Annotated in this window: 18 protein-coding genes, 5 tRNA genes and 3 pseudogenes; 6 read left to right on the top strand and 20 right to left on the bottom strand. The window is 50.8% G+C overall.

The annotated features are described in order from the left end of the window. Positions 1–121: 121 nt before the first annotated feature. The 3 genes and pseudogenes from K7397_RS21635 to K7397_RS16750 all read right to left on the bottom strand — a co-directional run bounded on the left by K7397_RS21635 (position 122) and on the right by K7397_RS16750 (position 2,575). Positions 122–1,606 (bottom strand): annotated as a pseudogene (locus K7397_RS21635) (non-ribosomal peptide synthetase). A gap of 433 nt (positions 1,607–2,039) precedes the next feature. Further along, positions 2,040–2,122: transfer RNA gene (locus tag K7397_RS16745), tRNA-Leu, on the bottom strand. A 78-nt stretch (positions 2,123–2,200) separates the two neighbouring features. Further along, a complete protein-coding gene (locus tag K7397_RS16750; RefSeq protein WP_223069081.1) occupies positions 2,201–2,575 on the bottom strand; it encodes a helix-turn-helix domain-containing protein in 375 nt (124 codons plus the stop codon). A 153-nt stretch (positions 2,576–2,728) separates the two neighbouring features. Between K7397_RS16750 and K7397_RS16755 the strand changes: the two genes are divergently transcribed. Further along, the gene (locus K7397_RS16755; protein WP_223069082.1) at positions 2,729–3,334 is read left to right on the top strand and encodes a PAS domain-containing protein; all 606 of its coding nucleotides are present in this window, start codon (positions 2,729–2,731) and stop codon (positions 3,332–3,334) included. Positions 3,335–3,725: 391 nt separating this feature from the next. On the opposite strand, the gene K7397_RS16760 is transcribed toward K7397_RS16755, so the two are convergent. From K7397_RS16760 to K7397_RS16790, 7 genes are all read right to left on the bottom strand, one after another. Further along, positions 3,726–3,808: transfer RNA gene (locus tag K7397_RS16760), tRNA-Leu, on the bottom strand. A 9-nt stretch (positions 3,809–3,817) separates the two neighbouring features. Continuing rightward, a tRNA-Glu gene (locus K7397_RS16765) sits at positions 3,818–3,892 on the bottom strand. 247 nt (positions 3,893–4,139) lie between these two features. Then, on the bottom strand, positions 4,140–5,399 hold the full coding sequence (gene tyrS / locus K7397_RS16770; RefSeq protein WP_223069083.1) for a tyrosine--tRNA ligase: 1,260 nt from the start codon (positions 5,397–5,399) through the stop codon (positions 4,140–4,142). A gap of 436 nt (positions 5,400–5,835) precedes the next feature. Further along, positions 5,836–5,927, bottom strand: a tRNA-Ser gene (locus K7397_RS16775). A 9-nt stretch (positions 5,928–5,936) separates the two neighbouring features. Next, positions 5,937–6,012, bottom strand: a tRNA-Asn gene (locus K7397_RS16780). A gap of 48 nt (positions 6,013–6,060) precedes the next feature. Continuing rightward, complete coding sequence (locus K7397_RS16785) at positions 6,061–6,273, bottom strand: hypothetical protein (RefSeq protein ID WP_223069084.1); 213 nt, start codon at positions 6,271–6,273, stop codon at positions 6,061–6,063. A 59-nt stretch (positions 6,274–6,332) separates the two neighbouring features. Then, positions 6,333–6,803, bottom strand: coding sequence for a SprT family protein (locus K7397_RS16790; protein WP_223069085.1), 471 nt, complete (start codon positions 6,801–6,803; stop codon positions 6,333–6,335). A gap of 148 nt (positions 6,804–6,951) precedes the next feature. Between K7397_RS16790 and K7397_RS16795 the strand changes: the two genes are divergently transcribed. Together K7397_RS16795 and cmpA are read left to right on the top strand one after the other, a co-directional pair. Then, positions 6,952–7,305, top strand: coding sequence for a hydrolase/acyltransferase (locus K7397_RS16795; protein WP_223069086.1), 354 nt, complete (start codon positions 6,952–6,954; stop codon positions 7,303–7,305). Positions 7,306–7,382: 77 nt separating this feature from the next. Next, on the top strand, positions 7,383–7,526 hold the full coding sequence (gene cmpA, locus K7397_RS16800) for a cortex morphogenetic protein CmpA (protein ID WP_223069087.1): 144 nt from the start codon (positions 7,383–7,385) through the stop codon (positions 7,524–7,526). Positions 7,527–7,669: 143 nt separating this feature from the next. Here the strand turns inward: cmpA and K7397_RS16805 are convergent, their stop codons facing one another. The 8 genes from K7397_RS16805 to K7397_RS16840 form a co-directional block, all read right to left on the bottom strand. After that, a complete protein-coding gene (locus tag K7397_RS16805; protein ID WP_237691000.1) occupies positions 7,670–9,823 on the bottom strand; it encodes a Tex family protein in 2,154 nt (717 codons plus the stop codon). 296 nt (positions 9,824–10,119) lie between these two features. Next, complete coding sequence (gene abc-f / locus K7397_RS16810; protein ID WP_223069089.1) at positions 10,120–11,946, bottom strand: ribosomal protection-like ABC-F family protein; 1,827 nt, start codon at positions 11,944–11,946, stop codon at positions 10,120–10,122. A gap of 457 nt (positions 11,947–12,403) precedes the next feature. Next, the gene (locus tag K7397_RS16815; RefSeq protein ID WP_223069090.1) at positions 12,404–12,754 is read right to left on the bottom strand and encodes a type II toxin-antitoxin system PemK/MazF family toxin; all 351 of its coding nucleotides are present in this window, start codon (positions 12,752–12,754) and stop codon (positions 12,404–12,406) included. Positions 12,755–12,757: 3 nt separating this feature from the next. Then, on the bottom strand, positions 12,758–13,039 hold the full coding sequence (locus K7397_RS16820) for a CopG family ribbon-helix-helix protein (protein ID WP_337926749.1): 282 nt from the start codon (positions 13,037–13,039) through the stop codon (positions 12,758–12,760). A 240-nt stretch (positions 13,040–13,279) separates the two neighbouring features. Continuing rightward, positions 13,280–14,473: an alanine racemase gene (gene alr / locus K7397_RS16825; RefSeq protein ID WP_223069091.1), complete on the bottom strand. Its 1,194-nt coding sequence runs from the start codon at positions 14,471–14,473 to the stop codon at positions 13,280–13,282. Positions 14,474–14,667: 194 nt separating this feature from the next. Then, on the bottom strand, positions 14,668–15,753 hold the full coding sequence (locus K7397_RS16830; RefSeq protein ID WP_223069092.1) for an outer membrane lipoprotein-sorting protein: 1,086 nt from the start codon (positions 15,751–15,753) through the stop codon (positions 14,668–14,670). Between the two features lie 141 nt (positions 15,754–15,894). After that, positions 15,895–17,526: a formate--tetrahydrofolate ligase gene (locus tag K7397_RS16835; RefSeq protein ID WP_223069093.1), complete on the bottom strand. Its 1,632-nt coding sequence runs from the start codon at positions 17,524–17,526 to the stop codon at positions 15,895–15,897. 110 nt (positions 17,527–17,636) lie between these two features. Continuing rightward, a complete protein-coding gene (locus K7397_RS16840) occupies positions 17,637–19,016 on the bottom strand; it encodes an MATE family efflux transporter (RefSeq protein WP_223069094.1) in 1,380 nt (459 codons plus the stop codon). Positions 19,017–19,151: 135 nt separating this feature from the next. Here K7397_RS16840 and K7397_RS16845 point away from each other — a divergent pair, with 135 nt between their 5' ends. The 3 genes from K7397_RS16845 (at position 19,152) to K7397_RS16855 (ending at position 22,283) form a co-directional block, all read left to right on the top strand. Further along, positions 19,152–20,519 carry an aminotransferase-like domain-containing protein gene (locus K7397_RS16845; RefSeq protein WP_223069095.1) on the top strand — a complete coding sequence of 456 codons (1,368 nt, stop codon included), beginning with the start codon at positions 19,152–19,154 and terminating at the stop codon, positions 20,517–20,519. Positions 20,520–20,654: 135 nt separating this feature from the next. Continuing rightward, positions 20,655–21,983: a S8 family peptidase gene (locus tag K7397_RS16850; protein ID WP_223069096.1), complete on the top strand. Its 1,329-nt coding sequence runs from the start codon at positions 20,655–20,657 to the stop codon at positions 21,981–21,983. 108 nt (positions 21,984–22,091) lie between these two features. Continuing rightward, on the top strand, positions 22,092–22,283 hold the full coding sequence (locus tag K7397_RS16855; protein ID WP_223069097.1) for a hypothetical protein: 192 nt from the start codon (positions 22,092–22,094) through the stop codon (positions 22,281–22,283). A gap of 193 nt (positions 22,284–22,476) precedes the next feature. On the opposite strand, the pseudogene K7397_RS16860 reads toward K7397_RS16855, so the two are convergent. Next, positions 22,477–22,998 (bottom strand): annotated as a pseudogene (locus tag K7397_RS16860) (substrate-binding domain-containing protein); the annotation flags it as partial. Beyond that, positions 22,994–23,197: pseudogene (locus K7397_RS22250) on the bottom strand (ATP-binding cassette domain-containing protein); the annotation flags it as partial. The pseudogenes K7397_RS16860 and K7397_RS22250, both read right to left, overlap by 5 nt. Positions 23,198–23,219: the final 22 nt, after the last annotated feature.

Consider the following 23,219-nt stretch of genomic DNA (forward strand, 5'->3'; position numbering starts at 1 on the left):
GGCAATAGTACCATGTTCTTGTCCATTTTCGGCAATGGGATCAAGTTCTTGTCCTAATCAAAGGACAAGAACTTGATCCCTTAAAACAGAATACCCGCGCTGGGCGCGGGCTCTTATGGGACTATGTTCTTGTCCACCGACAGTTCGGCAGCGGTTTGCCGATTCCAACTTTCTCCGTATGCGAAGTAACCGCCTCTTGAGTCGCATAGATCGTGGCCTCCGTCGGCCCATAGATGTTCTCGATTCGGGCGTGCGGCCACTGCTGGCAAGCTCGCCGTGCCATCTCCGTCGGGAACGCTTCGCCTGCAATTAACAGGTACTGCAACGATGGAGCCGCTCCCCCGCTCGTTTCCGCCTCTGCCATGAACAGCTGCAGCATGGAAGGTACAAAGTTAATATGCGTTACCCGGTTATCGCCAATGACCTGGAGCAGCTCCCGCGGATCTCTCTCGGCGCCCGGCGCCGCTATGACCACTTTTCCTCCGCCCGGTATCCATCCGAACAATTCCGTCAATGACACGTCGAACGCATAGCCCGTCTTCAGCAAATAAGCTTCTTGTTCCCCGCAAGGATATCTGCTGTACAGTGCAATCATCATGTTCGTTAAGCTGCCGTGTTCGACCACAACCCCTTTCGGCTGTCACGTCGATCCTGAGGTGTAGATGACATACGCCATGTCGTTTGGTCCGCTGGACGCTGGCAGGTTCGCGGTGTCGCCTGTGTACAGCGACGCGTCTGCCAGGTTCAGCACGGTCCCTTCGTAATCTTGCGGCACTTCCGCGTCCCCGTATACGAGCAGAAGATCGGCACCGCTGTCCCCCAGCATGTACGCGATCCGCTCTGCCGGGTACGCCGAGTCGATCGGCAAGTATGCGCCGCCGGCTTTCAGAATCGCGAGAATGCCTACGAACATCTCCACCGAGCGTTCCGCCATAATCCCCACGATCCGGTCCGCTCCGACGCCATGCGACCGCAATTTCTGCGCCAACTGGTTCGCCTTCGCGTTCAGCTCCCCATACGTCAGCCGTTTAGACTCGAATACGACCGCCACCGCTTCCGGCGTCCGCTCCACCTGCTGCTCCAACAGCGTATGAATCGTTTGGTCCTTCGGATACTCCGCCTTCGTGTCGTTAAACTGCTCCAGCAACCGCCGCTTCTCTTCTTCCCCAACCAGCTCAATCTCGTCCAGACGCATCTCCGGCCTTGCCGCAATTTGACCCAGAATGGTTTCCAAATGGCTGATGACTCGTTCGATGTTATCTTTGCGATGTTCCGACGCATTGTAATCGATTTTAATGACGAGTCGATTCGCCTGTACATACATCATGACGCTTGACGAATAAATGGTATGCTCGAAATTTTGAATATTCGTGATCTGAAAATCCTGATCCTCAGGCTTCCCGTTTACTTCATAGACTTCCGGATAGTTCTGATAGATAAATAAATGATCGATCAAGTTTTGTTTCAGTTCTGTTTGTGCTTGAATCTCGGCCAAGGAGATGTAATCGTATTTCTCCGATTCCAGCGCTTGTTGCTGTAACCGTTTGACCGTTTCGATGAACGTGCCCGCATTTGCATTCGGACCCAGTCGAACCGGTAGCTTAATAAAGAATCATCAGTCTAATACTTTATTTTCTGATTCTACAACTTTATATGCCTGATTTAACACTTTTTTCCTTCTGACACTCGGGAGCAGCAACTATTAGAACATATTAATTACCGATTTCATAAAATAAAAATAGTGCTATTTACGGCAAAACAATCACCAGAAAACTACATGAAAGGTTTACGGCTGGTGAAAAACTGTAGACCAAATCAAGAGGACAGATGATCCCCCAGTGATGGGCAACAATCCATTCGCAATATGAGATGCCTGACCGGATATGCCCTAACAATCAATCCTTTTCTGCTATCATTAAAATATTCCGTCAACAATTCGTCAACAAAGTTATAAAGGTATCGTTCAAGTCAGTTTTTTGATAAAAATAAAAACAGCAAAAACCCTTGATTTATCAAGGGTTTTTGCTGTTTAAATATTATGCGGTAGAGAGGACTCGAACCTCCACGGGCGTAAGCCCACTACCCCCTCAAGATAGCGTGTCTGCCATTCCACCACTACCGCATGTATTTTTGCAGCGAACAAATATATTATATACTTCTGACAACCAAAAGTAAAGGGTTTTGTTAAAAAAATTTCGATTTACTGTTCGGACTCTCCCCCTGCCCCATTCTTGCCCTTTTGTTTTCGATACTGCGTAAATGCAATATATTCGCGGATAAAAGCCTCCTCGTCAGGGGTTAATGCTGCCCTTTCACCGGCCTCGCCGGAAAACACGTAATCCTCCGCCTTTTCTTTAACGGATGGAAGCGAGTGATCCTTCCCTAGCATCAGCCAATCCAGACTAACCTTGAAGTAAGCGGCAATTTCGATAAGCTTGTTAGTGCTCGGTGTTGATTTCCCCCGTTTCCAATCGCCAAGGTTTCCGGTACTGATGCCAAGCTGCTCACAAAACCGTTTCTTGGTCATCTTTTTCATGCGAATCAGCATTTCAATCCGTTCATAAATAGAGTGCATTCTCCATGATCCTCCAAACGTTAACATAAATGACGCAAATAAGTTCGAATTGTATTGTTAAATAGCGCAACTTCGTATATAATGAATCAATAGACAAGCTCCTGCTTGTACTTTTCGTTACTATTTTTCTTGTAAAAGTTAGGGGCGAACGCTGTGACAAGATCGACCATTTTATGGGATGAGATCGCCCATTCAATGAAACAATGTTTGGTTATTACAGACTTGCGGGGCTGCATTGTCGACTACAACGCTTCCTGGACCCAGTTCGGCATGAAGAGCGGCTATACCGAAGATTTTGATTGGCACGGCGTTAATTTGCTGCAGATTGTCGAAGCACGCGCCTTCGCCGACGGGATATTGGCCAAGCAAGCATTATCCAAGCTGGACGATCTGCTTCAGGGCAAAGATTCGTTTACGCCCATAGAATGCCCTAACTATACGGACAAGGGAATTCAGTGGCTGCTGCTGGAGATAACACCCTGGTATTCATCCGAAAGCCGGAATGTGAGCGGGCTTATCATTAGTATCAGCGATATAACTTCACTTCATGTAATCCCCCATAAGTCGCCATTTAGCCGCTTGCTGCCCTTGTGCGCCGAATGCAAAAGAATTCGTGATGAAAAGGATGAATGGCATTCCTTCGAAAGATATTTAAAGAAACATCTGCATCTCGAATTTACGCATGATATGTGTCCCGATTGTATCCGCCACTTGTATCCTCAATATTCATCCGTTTTGGACCGAGGGCTGAACGAATGAGTTCTACGCTTGACTCCATACAGCAATAAAATTGTATCATAATTCGGTTATTAAGACTAAATTTACTAAAGATTCCATTTTATACATCGAGGTATATATCAGGAAAAAGACTGTCATCAAGGACAGCCCTTCTTTTCTGTATTATAAATAGGTCACAAGCAGGACTGGACCGCTTCGGCAAACTCCTCTCTACCTTCAAGCCGCGCATATTTTTGCCTTTTATCACGTCTGTGCGGTGAACAAATAGAGTCCTTGAAAACGAACATTTTCTATAATATAGCTGCTTCCGAAAAATGTAAAGCTTATTTATGGAACACTTCCCAATAGCAAAAAAATGCGGCTCGAAAGATTGAAATCCTCCGAGCCGCATTTCTTATGGCATATATGGTTATGCGGTAGAGAGGACTCGAACCTCCACGGGCGTACGCCCACTACCCCCTCAAGATAGCGTGTCTGCCATTCCACCACTACCGCATATTCAGATGGTGACCCGTAGGGGATTCGAACCCCTGTTACCTCCGTGAAAGGGAGGTGTCTTAACCCCTTGACCAACGGGCCATAGCAACTTACTCAGTGCTGCTCTTTCGCAGCGACAAGAATGAGTATAACAAAATCACAAACATCTGGCAAGCATTTTTTCACACAATTTTTTTCAAAAAATATTTCCGTCATGCAGCATCCTTCTCAACTGCCAGATATTAAGCGGCTTCCATAAAGCCCATGAGCAAAGCCATGAACCTATGAGCCGTTATAAGGGCTCTTTGCCAAAACGGCAAGGAGCCCGGCACGGCTTCCAGAGGTGATCTTAGGATATCTTCACCAGGCTGTACTTCTTTTTGCCTTTGCGGATAATGATAAAACGGCCGCCGATGGCTTGATCCACCGAAACCTCCAGCCCCACATCGTTGACGCGCTCCCCGTTCAAGGAAATGGCTCCGTTCGTAATATCCTCGCGCGCCTGCCGTTTGGAAGGCTCAATGCCCAGATCGACAAGCCAGTCGATAATGTTCTTCGGCTCTTTCGCAGCTTCAAATGTCGGCATTTCCTTAAAGCCCAGCTCGATTTCATCGGCGGTAAGCGACTTGATATCGCCGCTGAACAATGCGGCGGTGATCCGCCGCGCCTGCTCCAGCATTTCTTCGCCGTGCACGAATCTCGTCATTTCCTCGGCCAGCGTTTTTTGCGCTTCGCGTTTATGCGGCTCCGTCTGCACCTTTTCAGCCAAATCGTCAATTTGCTCTTTGGTGAGGAACGTAAAATATTTCAGGTATTTCACGACGTCGCGGTCGTCGGTATTGGCCCAGAACTGGTAGAACTCGAACGGCGTCGTTTTGTTCGGATCGAGCCATACCGCTCCGCCGGCCGTTTTGCCGAATTTCGTGCCGTCAGCTTTAAGCATCAGCGGAATTGTAAGGCCAAACGCTTTGGCTTCATTCCCTTCTTTTTTCCGAATCAGGTCGAGGCCGCTCGTAATGTTGCCCCATTGGTCGGAGCCGCCGATTTGCAGTTGAACGTCTTCATGCTGGTATAAATGCAGGTAGTCAATCGACTGCAAAATCTGGTAAGAGAACTCCGTAAAGGAGATGCCGCTTTCCAGCCGGCTTGCCACCACATCCTTGGCCAGCATCGTGTTGATGCTGAAATTTTTGCCGTAATCGCGCAAAAATTCGATGACATTGATCTTAAGCGTCCATTCGTAATTGTTGACCATCCGGATCTGGTTGTCGCCTTCCGTGACAAACAGCTTTTTCATCTGCATGGTTAACGCCTGGACGTTGGCTTCGATTTGCTCCAGCGTTTGCAGCGAACGTTCCGTTTGACGGCCGCTCGGATCGCCGATCGTCCCCGTCGCCCCGCCGATCAAAATGACCGGACGATGGCCGGCAAGCTGGAACCGTTTCAGCACCATAAACGGAATCAGGTGGCCGATATGCATGCTGTCCCCCGTAGGGTCTACGCCGCAGTACAGGGAAATCGATTTTTGCTCGGTTAATTCCCGGAGACCATCGGCGTCCGTTTGCTGATTGATGGCGTCGCGCCATTCAAGTTCGTCGATAATGTTCAAGACCATTCCACTCCTTTATTCATAAGCATTCTTATAACGAATCATCATGCCGCGGCGAAAATAAAAAATCGTCCCTTGTCTATTGTAGACACAGGGACGATTGGATAACCGTGTTACCACCCAGCTTGCACCATAAGCTCCGCCTGCGCGCGGGCCATGAATGCCACTCTCGGCGGAATATCGTTCGCCAGTCCGCCCGGCACGATCCGGGATACTCCAGAGTGTAATTCGCCAGCTTAATGTGTACCGGGTTTCATCACCCCCGGCTTTCTGGAACAGGGATTAAGTAAGCTACTGGGCTCTTTCAACGTACGCATGCATATAAGATTAGAGACAGTATAGTGAAATAGGCTATTAATGTCAACTGTCCCCCGGAAACTTATAAACTATATTGTCAAAAAAAAACACGCCCGATCAGCGTGCCTTATCATATGTATGGCGGAGAGAGAGGGATTCGAACCCTCGCACCGCTTACGCAGTCTAACCCCTTAGCAGAGGGTCCCCTTATAGCCACTTGGGTATCTCTCCAAATAAAAATGGCTCCCCGAACAGGACTCGAACCTGTGACAACTCGATTAACAGTCGAGTGCTCTACCAACTGAGCTATCAGGGAACATTACCAGCGAACATTTATTAATTTATCACGAAAGCTCCTCCAAAGTCAACAGCATTTCCTGGCATTAAAAAAAGAACCCTCTCTTCCTTCGGTGAAGAAACGGTTCTTGTGCTTGCATCTGTACAATGCATCTTTTTTCGTTTTGGTCATTCTCGTTCTCATATCCACATTTGCAAACGGGCTTCGGCTCAGTTCAGGATCCATCCGGCCTTCCCTGATCCGCTTCTCACGCATTTTCTTGGCAACGGATTTAGCCAATGTTCATCACTCCTTATTTTATTGCTTCTTCCATTCTACACCAGAAGGATACCCAAGCGCTATTCTTGTGGTTTTAAATTTTTTAGCTTCAGCTGTCCTGCACATTTTCCGCAGCGGTACCGCTTTGGGTCGATTTTGCGCTTCCGGGCGTATTTCATCCCGCAGCTCTGACAGACGAGCTCGTAACGGTAAGGAAGCGGCCTTCGCTGCGTTCCCGGAAGGCTTTGACAGAACCGGCCGCCTCCAACCTTGGCCAGCAATTTTTTGAAATCAGCGTCCCTGTGCCGGTACCCCAATCCAAGCAAATGCAAGTGATAATGACACAGCTCATGCTTGATTATTTTCTCCGTTTCCTCCTTTCCATAATGCTCAAGCTGCTTCGGATTAATTTCAATATCATGACTCTTCATGAAGTATCTGCCCCCGGTTGAACGCAGCCTTGCGTTGAACGTAGCGCGGTGGCGGAATGCTCTGCCGAACCAGCGAAGGGAAACGTCTTCCACCCATGCCTGAAGCTCTTCATCGTTCATCGAATGATCCTCATTTCCTAAAGGCCTGACTGACCGTAGTTGATGAATCTAAAGGGCAATATACCCGAAGGGTTTGTACTTGAATTTTAACTTGCCGTTACGATACACTGTCAAGTAGTAATGAATTCCGGAGGGAGAATGGCCTGCCATGTCAACCATGCGCTATTGTATATTGCAGCAAGACCCCGATCTTATATTTGTGGAAATGCCGGCTGATTACGCATACCAGCTAAGCGCACTGAATCTGCGCTTGAACAAGGAAGTGGACAAGTTAACCGCTGAGCAAGTGCCAGACCTTCCGAAAGCCGTCGCGGAATGCGATTCGCTAGAGCTGCTTCGCGAATCCGATCAAATCGTCAGCGGTCTGGATTACATTAACGAGTTGGAGAATTCGTTCTCCTCCATCCGGGAAACGAGCTACCCTCTTATTTCCCTGCTCACGGAAATCCGTGCCCTTCAGGCGCAGCTGGAGCAATGGTACGATGAAGAAGCGGATGCATGATCCTGAACTTCCGCACAATTTTGGGCATTCCTCCATATAGATATTCGTAACAGGGATTACGGAGGAGGCGATGCATCTTGCCTAAGTGGCTGTGCAATCAGATCATGCATGCTTTTTACAAGAAAGACCGGCGCCAGGTCAGGCTGCTTAATGACTGCTGGTTTTTCTATCACAATCGCCGGACGGATTCCAATCCGTCCGAAGAAGTTCATGCCGAATAAAGCATGAACCTGCCCTGCTGTAAATGTCCAAGAAGCCGCCGGACCTCTTGTAAGGCAAGAGGAACCGGCGGCTTCTTTACTTGGAACTGGTTGGATTAGACAGCATAACAGCTTGATAGCTCGGCAGCTAAGAACTTGGCTGCTTATTGCGCCGCTGCTTCGGGTCTGCGCATCGTAAGTCCGACACGGCCCTTCTTCTCATCCACATTGAGTACCCATACGGTTACGTTATCTCCGACCGACACCACATCCATCGGATGTTTGACATATCCGCTGCTCAGCTGCGAAATATGCACGAGCCCGTCATTTTTGACGCCGATGTCGACGAAAGCGCCGAAGTCGATGACGTTGCGGACCGTTCCCTGAAGCTCCATGCCGGGAACGAGATCCTCCAGCTTCAGCACGTCTTTCCGGAAAATCGGCTGCGGCAGCTCGTCGCGCGGATCGCGGCCCGGGCGACAGAGGCTGTCCACAATATCCCGCAGCGTCGGGGCGCCCACCTCGAGCTTAACTGCCAGTTCCCCGATGTCCAGCGCTTCAAGGCGTCCGGCCAGCTCCTTGGAACCAAGCTGATCCATCGTTACGCCAAGCTCATCGAATAGCCGGGACACGACATCGTATGATTCCGGGTGAATCGGCGTGCGGTCCAGCGGATTTTCACTTTCGGTGATGCGAAGGAAGCCGACGCACTGTTCAAAGGTTTTAGCTCCTAGGCGAGGTACCTTTTGCAGCGCCTTCCGGCTGCCAAATTTACCGTTCTCCTCGCGGAACTTCACGATGTTCTTCGCAATCGTTGCATTCACTCCCGATACGTAGGAAAGCAACGACGGCGAAGCCGTATTCACATCGACTCCCACGTGGTTAACCGCAGACTCGACAACAGCTTTAAGGCTTTCCTCCAAATGCTTCTGGGATACGTCATGCTGATACTGGCCGACGCCGATGGCTTTAGGATCGATCTTTACCAGTTCCGCGAGCGGATCCTGCAGACGGCGGGCAATCGAGGCCGCACTGCGCTCGGCGACATCGAGATCCGGGAATTCCTCCTGGGCCAGCTTGGAGGCTGAGTAGACGCTCGCTCCCGCTTCATTGACAATCAGGTAGGCCAGAGAATCCTGCTTGCGCTCAGCGATCACTTCGGCGACAAATTGCTCGGTCTCGCGCGAAGCGGTCCCGTTTCCGATGGCAATCAGGTCGATGCCGTACTGGTCAATGAGTTCATGGAATTTGGCCGCAGCCTCCCGCTTCTTATTGTTCGGCGGTGTCGGGTAGGTGACCGCCACTTCGAGCAGCTTGCCCGTATCGTCTACAACCGCTAGCTTGCAGCCGGTTCGATAAGCAGGGTCGACGCCCAGCACATTAATGCCCTTGACCGGAGGCTGCAGCAGCAGACTCCGCAGATTGGCCGAAAAGATCGAGATCGCCTGGGTCTCAGCCTTCTCGGTCAGCTCACCACGCAGCTCGCGCTCGATAGAAGGAGCAATGAGGCGCTTATAGGCGTCTTCAATAACAGCGCGGAGCAGTTGTTCGCTTGCGGAACTCCCCTTGATTACCTGTTTGGCCATATAGGAGTGGACCGGTTCAGGCGAAACTTCAAGTCCAATCTTGAGCACGTTCTCCCGCTCGCCGCGGTTGATGGCAAGGATGCGGTGGGGAGGCATTTTCTTCGCAAGCTCGCGATAGTTGTAGTACATTTCATAAACGGATTCCTGCTCCGCATCCTTCGCTTCTGAAACGATGATGGCATGATCCATGGTGTAACGGCGTACCCATGCCCGGATCTTCGCATCATCCGCTAGCTGTTCGGCGACAATGTCCATAGCTCCCTGCAGCGCATCCTCGGACGATTCTACGCCTTTCTCACCATCGATATAGGCTGCAGCCTCCATAGCGGGATTTCCTTTCGCAGCCTGCGAAAGGAGCCACTGAGCCAAAGGCTCCAGTCCCTTCTCCTTCGCCACGCTGGCCCGCGTCTTCCGCTTCTGCCGGTAGGGGCGGTATAAATCCTCCACCTCCTGAAGCTTGACCGCCTGGCGAATCGCCGAAGACAGCTCTTCCGTCAGCTTGCCCTGCTCATCAATGATCCGGATGACCTCGCGCTTGCGCTCTTCAAGTCCCCGCAAATAATTCGTGCGCTCCTCGACATCCCGCAGCTGATTCTCATCCAACTCACCGGTCATTTCCTTCCGGTAACGGGCGATAAACGGAATCGTGTTCCCCTCGTCGAGCAAAGCAATCGTCGTTCGAACCTGTTTCAATGCCAGATTCAGTTCCTTCGCTACCTGCCGGACGATCATTTCTTGCTCTTCAGCTTTGGCCTGTTCCGGACGGGCTTCCGTTTCTAATACTGTATCTTGTTCTGACAATGGATTATTCCCTCTTTCCTTCAGCAATACCACAGATCTGCCTGAGCATGCGCATTCCCAGGAGGGCTTCGCAGTTCTCAGGCTCATCCCTTATTATTGCAAAATTCCGGCTATATTTCCACAGAACGCATCGGTTCAAATGAACGTCCTGCTGGCCCTGAACCAAACCCCTATGGGCACTTGACTCTACCCAACTCTTCTAAAGCAGAAGCTGCCCAGAAAAAAAATCACCGGTCCATCTCATCAATCTGCCTGCGCAGCTTGCCGATTTCCGCAAGCAATGTGGCGCCAGCCTCCGGATCCTCCGGTTCCTCTTCGCTCATCAGTCGGGCGAGTTTTAGCTTCAGCCGTTCTTGTTCATTTTGTCTGGCCTGCTCTTCCGGAAGATACAATCTGCTGCGGTCTGCTCGGTAATAATCTTCGTAAGTGCCAGGATAATCAATCGGTGTTTCACTTTCTCCCAGTATGAACAAGCGGCTCGCGGCCTTCTGCACCAAATAGCGGTCGTGCGATACGAGCAGCACAGCCCCCGGAAAACTCAGGAGCGCATCCTCTACGACCTCTCGGGTATCTATATCAAGATAATTAGTGGGTTCATCGAGAATCAGCAGGTTATTTCGTCTGAAGAGCAGCCTCAGAAAAGCCGCCCGGCATCGTTCTCCGAGGCTGAGCTCCCCGATTTTCTTAAAAACATCATCCCTTCGGAACAGAAAACAGCCCAGCAGCGTTCTTGCCCGGGACTCGGTCATGTCAGGCAGCGGCAGCAGCGAATCCAGCAGGGTCTCTTCCAGATCAAGCTGCTCCAATTCTTGCGCAAAATAACCGATCCGGGCCTGAGGATGGAGCTCCACCAGCCCTTCCTGCGGCTGCAGATCCCCTGTTACGAGCTTCAGCAAGGTCGATTTCCCTGAACCATTCTTTCCAAGTACAGCGAAACGATCCCCATTGTGAACAGACAGGTTAAGATGCTTAAACAAGGCCGGCCTGTCGTTATAGGCAAAAGAAACATCGCTCAAACGAACCAACGTGGAGGCACGAAACTTCTCCGCTTCCAGCTGCATGTTCAGCTTGACCGTCTCTTTCGGCCGCTGAACAAGGTTGTCCTCAAGCCTCTGCAGTTCCGCTTCCTTGGCGTGCAGCCGGGAAACATTCTTTTTGGATTTGGATCGCAAAAAATCATTCTGCCCCGCTGCCCGGTGCGCCTGGTCGAACCACTGCGCATATCTGCGGATCGCTTCAATCAGCTTGGTCCGCTCCTGCTCCTGCTTCTTGTAAGCAGTCTCTAAAGTCTGCAGCTCGATCTTCTTCTGCCGGCGATATTCGGTATAGCCGCCGGTGAATTTTCGGCAGCCGTTCTTGTCAAGCGCAAGCAGACCTGTAGCAGTCCGGTCAATAAACGCCCGGTCGTGCGATACGTATAAAACGGTGCCCGGATAGTCCGAAATCCACTTTTCAAGCCAAAGCAGGGTCTCTTCATCCAGATGATTGGTCGGCTCGTCGAGCACGATCATCTCCGGCATGCGAACCATTAGTGAGGCAAGCTGCACTTTTGTTTTTTGTCCGCCGCTTAAACGTACAAATGGTACGTCCCAAATCGAGGGATCCAGCTTTAACCTCTCCAGGCATTGCTCGACCCTTTGTTCCCAGCCGTAACCGTCCAGTTGCACATACCTTTCATAGAGTTCTCCATACTCCTCAAGCAGGGAGTCTGGCGAAGGATGTATACTCCATTGCTGCTGTATTAGATCCAGCTTCCTCTTCAATTCAGACAATTCAGTAGACCCTGACCTGGCAAATTCCAGCAGACTGAGGTTTTCTCCTGCTTCTACATTCTGATCCAGCCAGCCCCAATCGCTAGCGGGGGCGAATCTCCAAATGTCGCCTTCTTCCCAGTTTGTAGCACCTTTTATGCAGCGGAGAAGCGTTGTTTTTCCGATTCCGTTGCGGCCGAAGAGAGCCAGACGCTCCCCCTTCGCCACCTCAAAGGTTATATGACTAAACAGATTGCTGCCATTCCACTCTTTACGCAAATTCATCACTTTCAGCACGGTCATATGCTTTTCCCCCGTTCCCTGTTCGCGGACATTATGATTAAACAACAAAAAACCGCTGCCAGCGGCATACGGTTTCTGAATGATCGGTCGAAACGGCAAAAAATACAGGCTAGAAGTAGAACGCTGTACGTCCACTTTTCCCGAAGATTGCCATTGCAGCTCCAGTATATATAGGAGTCTCCCCAATCAGACACACGTATACCTTGACCGCCTCCCCGTTCTCACGGAGACAACGCTTGTTTTCAGACAAGTTATTGTTCAGGCATACGTTAATTGTTCATCGCAGGGGAGATCCTCCATCGTTTCGTCAGAGATAAATTCACTTTTAAGTATACATAAATCAGCCGTCTCTTACAATCCTATCCTGATCCGGCTATATTTTGATAAAAAAGGGCCATCCCTTTGGCAGCAAAAACTGCTTCCCGGGACAACCCCTCCATGCAAATGTAAAGCTACATCAAAAATCAATCAAACCCAGACTGATCAGAAGCGAATCGTCCACTTTCTTCATCGTCTCTTCATCCAGATGTGTGATTTTATCCGTAAGCCGCTGTTTGTCAATCGTCCGAATCTGCTCCAGCAAAATGACCGAGTCACGGTCAAACCCGTGCGATTCCGCATCTATTTCGACATGTGTCGGCAGCTTTGCCTTCTGGATCTGGGCCGTAATGGCGGCCACAATCGCAGTCGGACTAAATCGGTTCCCGATATCGTTCTGGATGATCAGCACCGGTCTGACCCCACCCTGCTCGGAACCAACCACAGGAGAGAGATCTGCAAAAAATACATCGCCGCGCTTTACAATCAATGTTTACACCCCGCTTACCAGGCGATCAAGGGTGCTGTCTGCATCTTCCTCCGCATGAAACGCCTCAGCAGCCATGGTCAAATTAATTTTGGCCATCTCCATGTACCCGCGCTGCATCGAATCCCGAATAAAACGCTTCTTGCGTTCATTCAGATACAGCTTCATGGCTTGTCTGATAAGCTCACTGCGATTGGAATTTTCCAGCCGGGCAATTCCGTCCACTTCCTGCAAAAGATGATCCGGTAAACTGATCATAATCCTCTTGGTGTTGTGCATATTTGCCACCTGATTTCCACCCCCAAAACCTTTCGAGCCTTTTCCTTGTGAACAGTATTACGCTATTCAAGGAAATATATACAATGGAATATATGCTTCCCGTATATCAAGTATGCTGCATTCATTATAAACTAGAACCTTAGCGGCGTATAGACCTATGCGCCTTTTTCATACTTGTTAAGTTCGGGAAATCCTTAGCGTATTCCTTCATTGTATGGCAAAAAGTTTTGTTTGACAGGCCGTCCGCATTCATTCCGGTACGGACCGGAGCAGCGGATTGACCATCAAATCAGGGTGACCGGCTTTCTTGTACAGCCGGGGAACACGGTTGGCAACCATACAAATCACTTCATAGTGAATGGTCCCGAGCCAGGAGGCCAGCTCTCCGGCGGATATTTCGCCGCCATGCTGCCGGCCGATGAGAACAGCTTCCTCGCCGGCTTGAATTTGTTCCGTTTCTTGCATAAAAGCTTGCAGAGATACCATACACTGGTCCATACAGATGGTTCCGACGACAGGTACGCGGCGTCCGCGTATCAGTACCTGCGCTTTACCGCCAAGCATACGGGAATAGCCGTCCGCATAACCGATTGGAAGCGTGCCAATCATTTCCTTATCCTGCGTTTCGTATCTTTTCCCGTAACTGATGCCCCAATGCGGCGGCAAATCTTTTACATAAGTCAATTGGGTTTTAAGCGAAAGCACCGGTGTAAGCTTAACTTTCTGACGGTCAACCTCATCGGATGGATACAAACCGTACATGGCTATGCCGATCCGTACCATATCGCATGAAATTTCCGGCAGATCGATCGCTGTGGCGCTGTTGCCCGTATGTATGATCGGGACTCTGATATTCCGTTCCCTCAGCGCTTCCGCCACGGCCTGAAACCGTCTGTATTGCGTTAGTGTATAGCTTTTGTCTTCTTCATCTGCAGTGGCAAAATGAGTAAACAGTCCCTCGACCTCCAAGGCGGGTACACGAACCGCCTGCTGTACAAATTGAACGGTTTCCTCGGGCAGCAGCCCGATCCGCCCCATGCCGGTATCCACCTTAATGTGCACCTTCAGCCTTTTTCCGGAATCGCCGGTTTCCAGATGACGGGCTGCCTCAAGCACATCTTCGTCAAACAGGCAAAGCGTGATATCATGCTCCAAAGCTGTTTGGACACCGTCCGGAGACGTATACCCCAAAACAAGAATCGGCATGGTGATGCCCGCCCGTCGAAGCTCAATCGCTTCATCCAGAAAGGCGACGCTGAGATAATCCGCTTGCAGCCGCTGCATCTCCCGGGCAACTTGAACAGCGCCATGCCCGTATGCATTAGCTTTTACGCAGACGAGCAGTTTCATGCCTTCAGGGAGCACCTGCCTGAATTCCCGGTAATTCGATTCCAGGGCATCCAGATCAATTTCTGCTACAGTAGGTCGATAATTCACTTGCACAAAGGTCACCTTCTTTAAAAATGTAAGCCACGAAGCCTTAGCTCAATCCTAATGTCCGAATGATCGGCTGTCAAATGGATAAGGCAACCTTCTGCAGTGACAGGGGCGCTACTCCTGCCTGTTATAAGAGAAAAGACGGATGGCCGGGCTGCAGGAAGAAATCTTCCCGGCAGCCGTTGATCCGCCTTCATATATTATTTACCCGTTTGCTCCTCCATAGAAGCGGCGATTTTGATCATTTCTGTTACCGGTAAATTATCGCTGGTGATGCGGTAATCAATTCCATCCTGTGTCCAGGTGAGCGTTTGCTGCTCATCCCCGGTGAGAAGGCCAAAGGTAAAGCCCATATCGACAACTTCACCCTTCTGCAGCGATACCGCACGGTCCAGGGAGCGCGATTCGAGCAAGGTATATTGATAATCCCCGTCATATTGCAGCATTACCGAGCTTCGTTCGCTGTCGTCGATGACCTTCGTATCCTTCTGCTCTACCCCGTCCGGAACGTACATCGGCATAATAACGCCGAACGATTCATTCAGCGCGGGCAGGCTCGCCGATTTCGCCCCCGTTTCTTCAGTACCTGCAGGCTTCTCAACAAGCTGGCCGTTCTCGTCGACTTCAAGCAGTGTTCCCTGTGCGTCGCTCCCGGCCGTATTCAGATTCTCCTGCATATCGAAATCTTTCTTAGCAAATTTCTTGCCGAATTCGAAGCTGTCGAACTTCACTTCGACGATCACCTGCGCGGAGGAATCGGATACCTGCACCTGCTGCGGCTTGTAGCCGTCCTTGCTGAGCCAGATTTTCTGACGTACGAGAGACTGGGTATTGTAATTGGCGGCCACTTCAAAAACATAGCTGTTCTTGTCGCTTACGAATTGGCGCGTATTATCGGACAAAATGCTCCGGACCAGCGTTTGATACAAATAAACCTGTCCCTGGTTATCCGGCCAATCGCTCTGGAAGCGGAAGCTTTTGTTCAGACTCGGCGTGAGCACGTACACACCCTGATCGTTTCTAAGCACAATTTGCGTTATATCCTTCTGCGCATTCGTCAGGGCAATCCGGTAATAGGAAGGATTCATGTACCAGACCTGCACCTTGTACATCTGGGGCGTATCCCCCGTATGCAGCGTCATCGTTCCCGAGCCCTCATAGCTTTCAAGCTTGTTCACTACCTGATTCAAATCCTTGACAACGCCAGCCGCATCTTTTTTTCCGCATCCGGCCAGTACGGCGGAAAAGCAAACCACGATGGCTAACACCCACGTGATCCGACGCATGATATCATCCCCTTCGGCACTAATAGTTTTCGTAGACTGATAACATGTCTATGAGGGAACTTGGCCGATTATGCAGACTAGCATGACAAGCGTCGGAATAAGCGATTAGCAGCCTTACGCATTCATCCTTGCAGCTTTTATTTACAACAATCCTTCAATCTCTCCGCTTTCGTTAAGACGAATGCGCTCGGCCGCCGGTGATTTCGGCAGACCCGGCATGGTCATGGTATTTCCGGTCTCCACGACGACAAACCCCGCGCCTGCCGACAAGGACACGCCGGAGACATTCACGGTAAAGCCTTCGGGTGCGCCCAGCCGGGAAGGCTGATCGGAAAACGAATAAGGCGTCTTCGCCATGCAAACCTGCAGACCGCCGAAGCCAAGGCGTTCAATGCCGGACAGCGCGCGGCTTGCAGCAGGCGAATAGGAAACCTCCGCTCCTCCATATAGTTCCTTGACGATGGTCTCGATCTTCGTTTTCAGGTCAAGACTGTCGTCGTACAAAGGCTGGAAGGAGGCTTGTCCATCCTGAAGCAGCTGTGCAAGGCTCTTTGCCAGCTTCTCGCCCCCCTTGCTCCCGAACGCCCACACTTGCGATACTTCCGCGGGGACGCCTAGCTTGCGGCATTCTTCCCGGATCAGCCCGATCTCGGCCTCCGTATCGGTTGCAAAATGATTGATGGCAACGAGGACGGGCACGCCAAATTTCCGAATATTGCGCAAATGCCTTCTCATATTGGCCATACCCAGCCGCAGGGAGTCCATATCTTCCTCGCCAAGCTTGTCCTTCGGCATCCCGCCATTATACTTCAGCGCTTTGACGGTAACGACGAGCACGGCGGCATCCGGCTTAAGTCCGGACTGGCGGCATTTGATGTCGAAGAATTTCTCCGCGCCAAGCTCGGCGCCAAATCCGGCTTCGGTTACGGCAATCTCCCCGAGTTTCAGCGCGGTCTTTGTAGCGATCAGGCTGCTGCATCCATGGGCAATATTGGCAAACGGACCGCCGTGGACGAGGACAGGCGTTCCCTCCAGCGTCTGCACCAGATTGGGCTTAATCGCTTCTTTCAAAAGTACGGCCATGGCCTCCACGGCGTTCAGCTCGGCGGCCGTAACCGGCTCCCCGGATTCGTTGTAACCGATCAGCATTTTGCCAAGACGCCGCTTCAAATCCGCCATATCTTCGCTTAAGCACAGCACGGCCATGACCTCCGAAGCCGATGTGATCAGAAAGCCGCTTTCCCGTACCTTGCCGTTCCCCTGTCCCAAGCCAGTTACGATGCTGCGCAGACTGCGGTCGTTCATATCGACGGCTCGTTTCCACACGATCCGCTCCGGGTTCAGCCGAAGCTCATTCCCGTGAAAAATATGGTTGTCAATCATGGCGGACAGCAAATTGTGGGCGGAGGTTATCGCATGGATGTCGCCGGTGAAATGCAGGTTAATATCCTCTGCCGGAACAATCTGGGCCTTTCCGCCCCCGGCAGCCCCTCCTTTCATCCCGAAACAAGGTCCGAGCGAAGGCTCGCGCAGCGCAGCCACCGTTTTGAGTCCAATCGCGTTTAAAGCCTGGGCAAGTCCGATCGTCGTGAGCGTCTTTCCTTCCCCGGCGGGGGTCGGATTGATGGCGGTGACCAGCACCAGCTTGCCGCTTCGGCGATCCTTAACTTCCTCCCATAACGAAGGATTCAGCTTTGCTTTGTATTTCCCATACGGTTCCAAATGTTCATCATGGATTCCCGCTTGCAATGCAACTTCAGTAATTTGTTTCATGTATATGTACCCCCTGCCAGCAAATCTGTTTCCAAAATATTATCAATCAAAGCCGGAGGGTTTTGCAATGCCGCTTCTTACAATCCGTTGTATTTATTGAAAGACAACGCTTAAATCAGTTCCATCCGCTTCCATTTGCCCTCCAAATACCTGAAAAAAACCAATCCAAGCATGACGAAAGTATACAGCAGCAGATCAAGCCAGACCCAATACAAAGGAATCCAGTCTATTCTTGTAAGGAAATAAGGAAAGAGGGCGTAAAACAAAATCGGAACAACCAAGGATATCGTCATCATGAACACGGTATCACCCATCGCCCTGAGCACATTGCCGACGACAATTTGCAGGGTGTCAAATACGATCCACAGCGAAGTGATCCGGATAAGCGGCAGTGTCAGGTCCATTACTCGATCAAACATTTGACTTTGTTCCCCGGCCCCGAACAGTGAAATGAGCTCCCTGGGAAACAGGTTGTACACGGCGATAATCGCCAAATTGATGACCAAACCGACCAGCAGACCCTTTTTCAGCGCTTCGCCAACCTGATCCGCGCGCCCCGCCCCCTTCTCCTGACCGGCAATGATGCTGACGGCGGCTCCCAGCCCCCACACCGGAATGATGGATATGCCTTCGATGGTAAAGGCAATATTGGCAGCCGACAAATTAAGCTCCCCGGTCTTTCCGACAAACAGCAGCAGCAGCGTAAAATAACCCGATCCGGCAAACGTCTGAACGCCAGCGGGCAAACCGAAACGCAGGAGCTTGAAGATGAGGTCCTTGTTTATTTTCACATGGGAAAAGATTCCGTACTTTTCCTTCATTTTTGCGCGGTTAAGCAGTCCAATATAAGTTATCGCACCCGCTGCCGTACTGATCAAGGTCGCAAAGCCGGATCCGGCTATCCCGCCAAGTTCGGGAAGTCCGCCTCTGCCAAAGATCAGCAGCCAGTCAAGCAAGATATTTAATATATTGACGAACACGCCTACAACCAGAATCGTCATCGTGCTTCCAATCCCCCGGTAGATGCCCGAGAAAGCCGTAACGAACAGCTGGGCGCATGAAGAAAGAATCATCAGATAGAAAAAATGCTTCTCATGCTGCAGCAGCTCGCCCGAATGCCCCATCAGCCCAAATATGCCCGAGACCCCTGGCGCAGAAACCAGCAGAATGGCCGAGAACAAAAAGCTTAAATATACTCCTTGCCACATGGATAAAGCGCACTTTCCGTACTGCCCGGCTCCGTAATACTGCGAGATGAGCACCGACGCAAAGCCGATGAGGCCGATGAAAAGATTGGCGAACGATGTAGCCAGATTGCTGGCAGGGAGTGTGGCGGCGAACTGCACCAAATCATATTTGGCGACAAAGGCTCTGTCGACAAACACCATCACATTCAGCGAAAACATAGAGAGCAGCACGGGGACAGCAAGGCGAAGCATCCGGCTAAACGTCACAGAAGAATTCACTTTTTCCTTATAAACAATTTCCATAAGATCATCTCCACACCTTATAATGAAGTAGATTCAATACAGTTTGGCTTATATTTGCCAATACTAACGAAACACTTCAGGGTATTCAATGACAAAAAAGCACAAGCGTACCGATACAGTTGGGGGATGGGTATTGTGAAATATGAAAAACTAATCGCATCTATCAAAGAGAAAATCATGAAAGGCGAAATTAAATCCGGCGGCAAAATGCCTTCGATCCGGGAGCTGTGCTCCACCTTCGGATGCAGTTCCTCTACCGCCGTACGCGCTTATGCGTCGCTAAAGGAGGAAGGATGGGTCTATGCCGTGGAGGGAAGCGGTTATTATTTGATCGGCGGAACAAAAGCCGAACCCCTTCGCTCTTCCCCAACCGACTGGTCCGGAACAACCCTGGATGCCGGTTCGCTTCCATACTCCGAATTCGAGCCGTGTGTCAGCCAGGCTCTGGGGAAGTACAAAGATCAGTTGTTTACCTATTCCGACCCGCAGGGACTGTATTCGCTGCGCGAAGCGATCCGGAAGCACCTGCAGGATGTGCAGGTGTTCTGCGAAGCGGATCGGGTTTTCGTCACCACAGGCTCGCAGCAGGCGTTGAATCTGCTTGCGGCCATGGATTTTCCAAGCGGTAAAATCCATGTCGCTGTGGAGCAGCCGACCTATTCCGGCATGCTCCGCAGCTTGAATTTGAACCGCATCAACGCGATCGGTGTCGCCAGGGATACCGCGGGCCTGGATATGAACGGCCTTGAAAATATTTTTCGGAGCGGGAACGTCAAATTCTTCTATACGGTTTCCCGTTACAGCAATCCTCTGGGCCTGAGCTATGGCAAAGAAGAAAAGCTTAAAATGCTGGAGCTCGCGGAAAAATACGATGTTTTTATTGTAGAAGACGATTATTTGGGCGGACTCGACAACAGCACGAAATCGCCGCCGATTTATGCGCTGGATTCGAATGACCGCGTCATTTATGTCCAGACCTTTTCCAAGCTGCTGCTGCCGGGTCTGCGAATAGCTGCGGTCGTCCTTCCGCGCAGGCTCATTCCTCTGTTCGCTGAACGGAAATACTGGTCGGACCTGGGCACGCCGCTACTATCCCAAGGGGCGCTTGAAATCTATTTGAACAGCGGCATGTACAGCCGCCACCTGAAACGGATTCGGCGTATGTATGCGGGCCGGATGGCGCTTCTGAGAAGTCTCTCGGCCAGAATCGAAAGCCCGGCAGTATCTTGGACGATACCCGAAGATTCAGGATTCTATGCCTGCGCCCGGCTTCAAGGCCCCATCAATGAACCGGCGCTCAGGGAAGCTCTCGGAAAGAGGGACATCCTGATTTCCAATATGCAGAGCTATTACCTTCCTGAGTTTTACGACGAGAAAATGATCAGGGTCAGCATCGCCAACCTTCAGCCCGAAGCTATGGAAGCAGGCTTTGCGGCGATCGTGCAGGAAGCGGAGAGGAACCGGACGATAAGCCGGACAAATATCTGGCAGAGCCATCTGTAGTAACCAAGGACGCATAACCTTTTTTCATAGAAGACAGGACAGGCACCGCGGCATCTAGCAATTCTTTTTCATAGATTATAAGAGCTCGGAATTCAGACAATACCGGGACTTAAATCAAAAAGGATGGAGATGTCCGTGTTTGGCTATTCGATGGTTCAGATGGTCAGGTCGTACGCCGACAAGCTGGATAAACCTTTGCGCAATGAAATTCTAAACTTGTATAAGCCGTTTGCAAAGACGCCCTGCTTCCTTCACACTAAGTTTGAAAATTTTTTGCGGAGCACGAAAAAATTGCCTATCATTGTTGAATTTGAAAGAGACGGCTATGAAGATGAGCTGCAGCTATTAGGAAATGTCGTAAGCAAACATTCGAGAAATACGGTGCGGCATCATTTTAGCAGAATCCATTGCTGCAGCGCGGAGGTGACCCCAAACGGACTAACCGAGCTTTTGTCCGATTGCGGCCGTATCCGCCGGATCTATTTGAACCGCAAAGTGCGCGCCCTTCTGGATGCGGCGGTTCCGTCAGCCAACGCCCGCAATGTCGTTCGCAAGGGCACCGTACTGACGGGCAAGGGAGTAACGGTTGCCGTAGTGGATACCGGCATTTACCCGCATCCGGATCTTGAAGGCCGCATCACCAGCTTCGTCGATTTTGTAAACAATCGAACGGAGCCCTATGACGATAACGGCCATGGAACGCACTGTGCCGGAGATGTCGCGGGGAACGGACTGCGTTCGAGCGGCAAATATGCCGGACCGGCTCCTGAAGCCAGTCTGTTCGGAGTCAAGGTGCTGAACAAAATGGGATCCGGGTCGCTGGAAACGATCATTCAGGGAGTGGACTGGTGCATTCAGCATAATGAAGATGTCCCCGAAGATCCGATCCATATTATCAGCATGTCGCTTGGCAGCACGCCTCAGCCGTACGCCAGCGAAAATGACGACCCGATGGTGAAAATCGTTGAAGAAGCATGGGCGGCCGGCATTACCGTCTGCGTCGCCGCAGGCAATGAAGGCCCCGACAGCGGGACGATTGCCAGCCCGGGCATCAGTAGTGAGGTGATTACGGTAGGCGCTTTGGACGACAACAATACGGACACGACGCGCGACGACGATACAGTGGCCAGTTTTTCCAGCCGGGGGCCGACGCCTTACGGTGTAGTTAAGCCGGATGTTCTGGCTCCGGGTGTCAATATCGTCTCCCTTCGTTCACCCAACTCGTATCTTGATAAATTGCAAAAGTCAAACCGCGTGGACGGGGATTATTTTACGCTGTCGGGCACCTCCATGGCCACGCCGATCTGCGCCGGCGTGGCCGCTCTGATGAAGCAGGCTAATCCGGGGGCAATGCCTGATCAAATCAAGCAAATGCTGATTTCTGGAGCCGATTTGTGGACGGACCGGGATCCTAACGTTTACGGAGCCGGGTACATCAACGCGGAGCGTTCCATACCGTCTTGATGCTTGCCGTTCCTGACCCAGGATCGGTCAAAATGGTAACACTTATCCCTATTAGCGTAAGTGCTACAGAGTCTAACGAAGTTTCAATAGAATTTGGAGGAGGTATAGGTGAGAAGTATAATCTGTTTTGGTATAGGTGTAATAATCATCAATTTAACGTATTTTTTAAATAGAATTAGCACTGATCTTGCCCATATTCAAAAATCTTCCGGTCCATCTGAGTATTTTACTTTTGTAAATTATTTAATTGGTGTAGGCTTTATCATTGCAGGGTTTATTAATACCAAAAAGAAAAGTTAATGGGGTTCCCAAATTCAGTTTCGGTCCCGATTATAACATGAATCTGCATGCAAAAAGACGCTTCATTCCCACTCGTATTGTGGTTATTGAGGCGTCTTTGCATGTTGTTTTGAGAATGACTCACTCGCTAGACAGTCTTCTTGAATATGAAAGCCCATAACCTTTGATGATTGGCATTCTTTTATTCTGTTATTTACTCCTTCGTCACCAATTTCAACGGCGCAGGAATGGATTTTTGAACGGTTTTGCCCTGCAAAACGTCTTTGGCAGCCTGGACGGCCAGCTCACCAATCAGTTCCGGCTGCTGCGCCACCGTAGCCGTCAGCTTGCCGGCTTTGATCGAGTTCAGCGCGTCCGCGTTGCCGTCAAAGCCAATGACCCTAATATCTTTGCCCAAGCTTTGGATCGCTTCAATCGAGCCCAGCGCCATTTCGTCATTGTGCGCGAATACGGTCTGCACATCCGGGTGGGCCTGCAGCAGGTTTTCCATCACGTTCAGGCCTTTCGTTCGGTCAAAGTCGGCGGATTGCTTGGCAATGACTTGAAGCTGCTGGTCGGCGACCTCATGGAACCCCTTGCCGCGTTCACGCGTGGCGGATGCGCCCGGCACCCCTTCCAGCTCAATCACTTTGGCGCCTTTGCCAAGCTGCTGGACGATGTATTCGCCCGCCATTCTGCCGCCTTTCACGTTGTCCGAAGCAACGAGCGCCAAAATACGTTTCCTTGCCGTCGATGAGGATCGTTCCCTCATCCCTCTGATGGAGCCCTGTAAGAATGTTCATCAGTGTGGACTTGCCGGCCCCATTCTCCCCCATCAGCGCGTGTATCTCGCCTTCGCGAAGCTCGAAATCCACTCCGGACAGAACATGATTGGTTCCGAAGGATTTATAAATGCCTTTCATTTGAATGTACATATGAAGGCCTCCTAAAAGTTTT

This window comes from Paenibacillus caui (assembly GCF_019904135.1).
Classification (GTDB): Bacteria; Bacillota; Bacilli; order Paenibacillales; family Paenibacillaceae; genus Fontibacillus; species Fontibacillus caui.

Coding starts and splice junctions, on each gene's coding strand:
- K7397_RS16750 (WP_223069081.1), bottom strand. CDS start 2,575: ATGCACTCTATTTATGAACGGATTGAAATGCTGATTCGCATGAAAAAG.
- K7397_RS16790 (WP_223069085.1), bottom strand. CDS start 6,803: ATGAACGATGAAGAGCTTCAGGCATGGGTGGAAGACGTTTCCCTTCGC.
- K7397_RS16795 (WP_223069086.1), top strand. CDS start 6,952: ATGTCAACCATGCGCTATTGTATATTGCAGCAAGACCCCGATCTTATA.
- K7397_RS16805 (WP_237691000.1), bottom strand. CDS start 9,823: ATGATCGTCCGGCAGGTAGCGAAGGAACTGAATCTGGCATTGAAACAG.
- abc-f (WP_223069089.1), bottom strand. CDS start 11,946: ATGACCGTGCTGAAAGTGATGAATTTGCGTAAAGAGTGGAATGGCAGC.
- K7397_RS16830 (WP_223069092.1), bottom strand. CDS start 15,753: ATGCGTCGGATCACGTGGGTGTTAGCCATCGTGGTTTGCTTTTCCGCC.
- K7397_RS16835 (WP_223069093.1), bottom strand. CDS start 17,526: ATGAAACAAATTACTGAAGTTGCATTGCAAGCGGGAATCCATGATGAA.
- K7397_RS16840 (WP_223069094.1), bottom strand. CDS start 19,016: ATGGAAATTGTTTATAAGGAAAAAGTGAATTCTTCTGTGACGTTTAGC.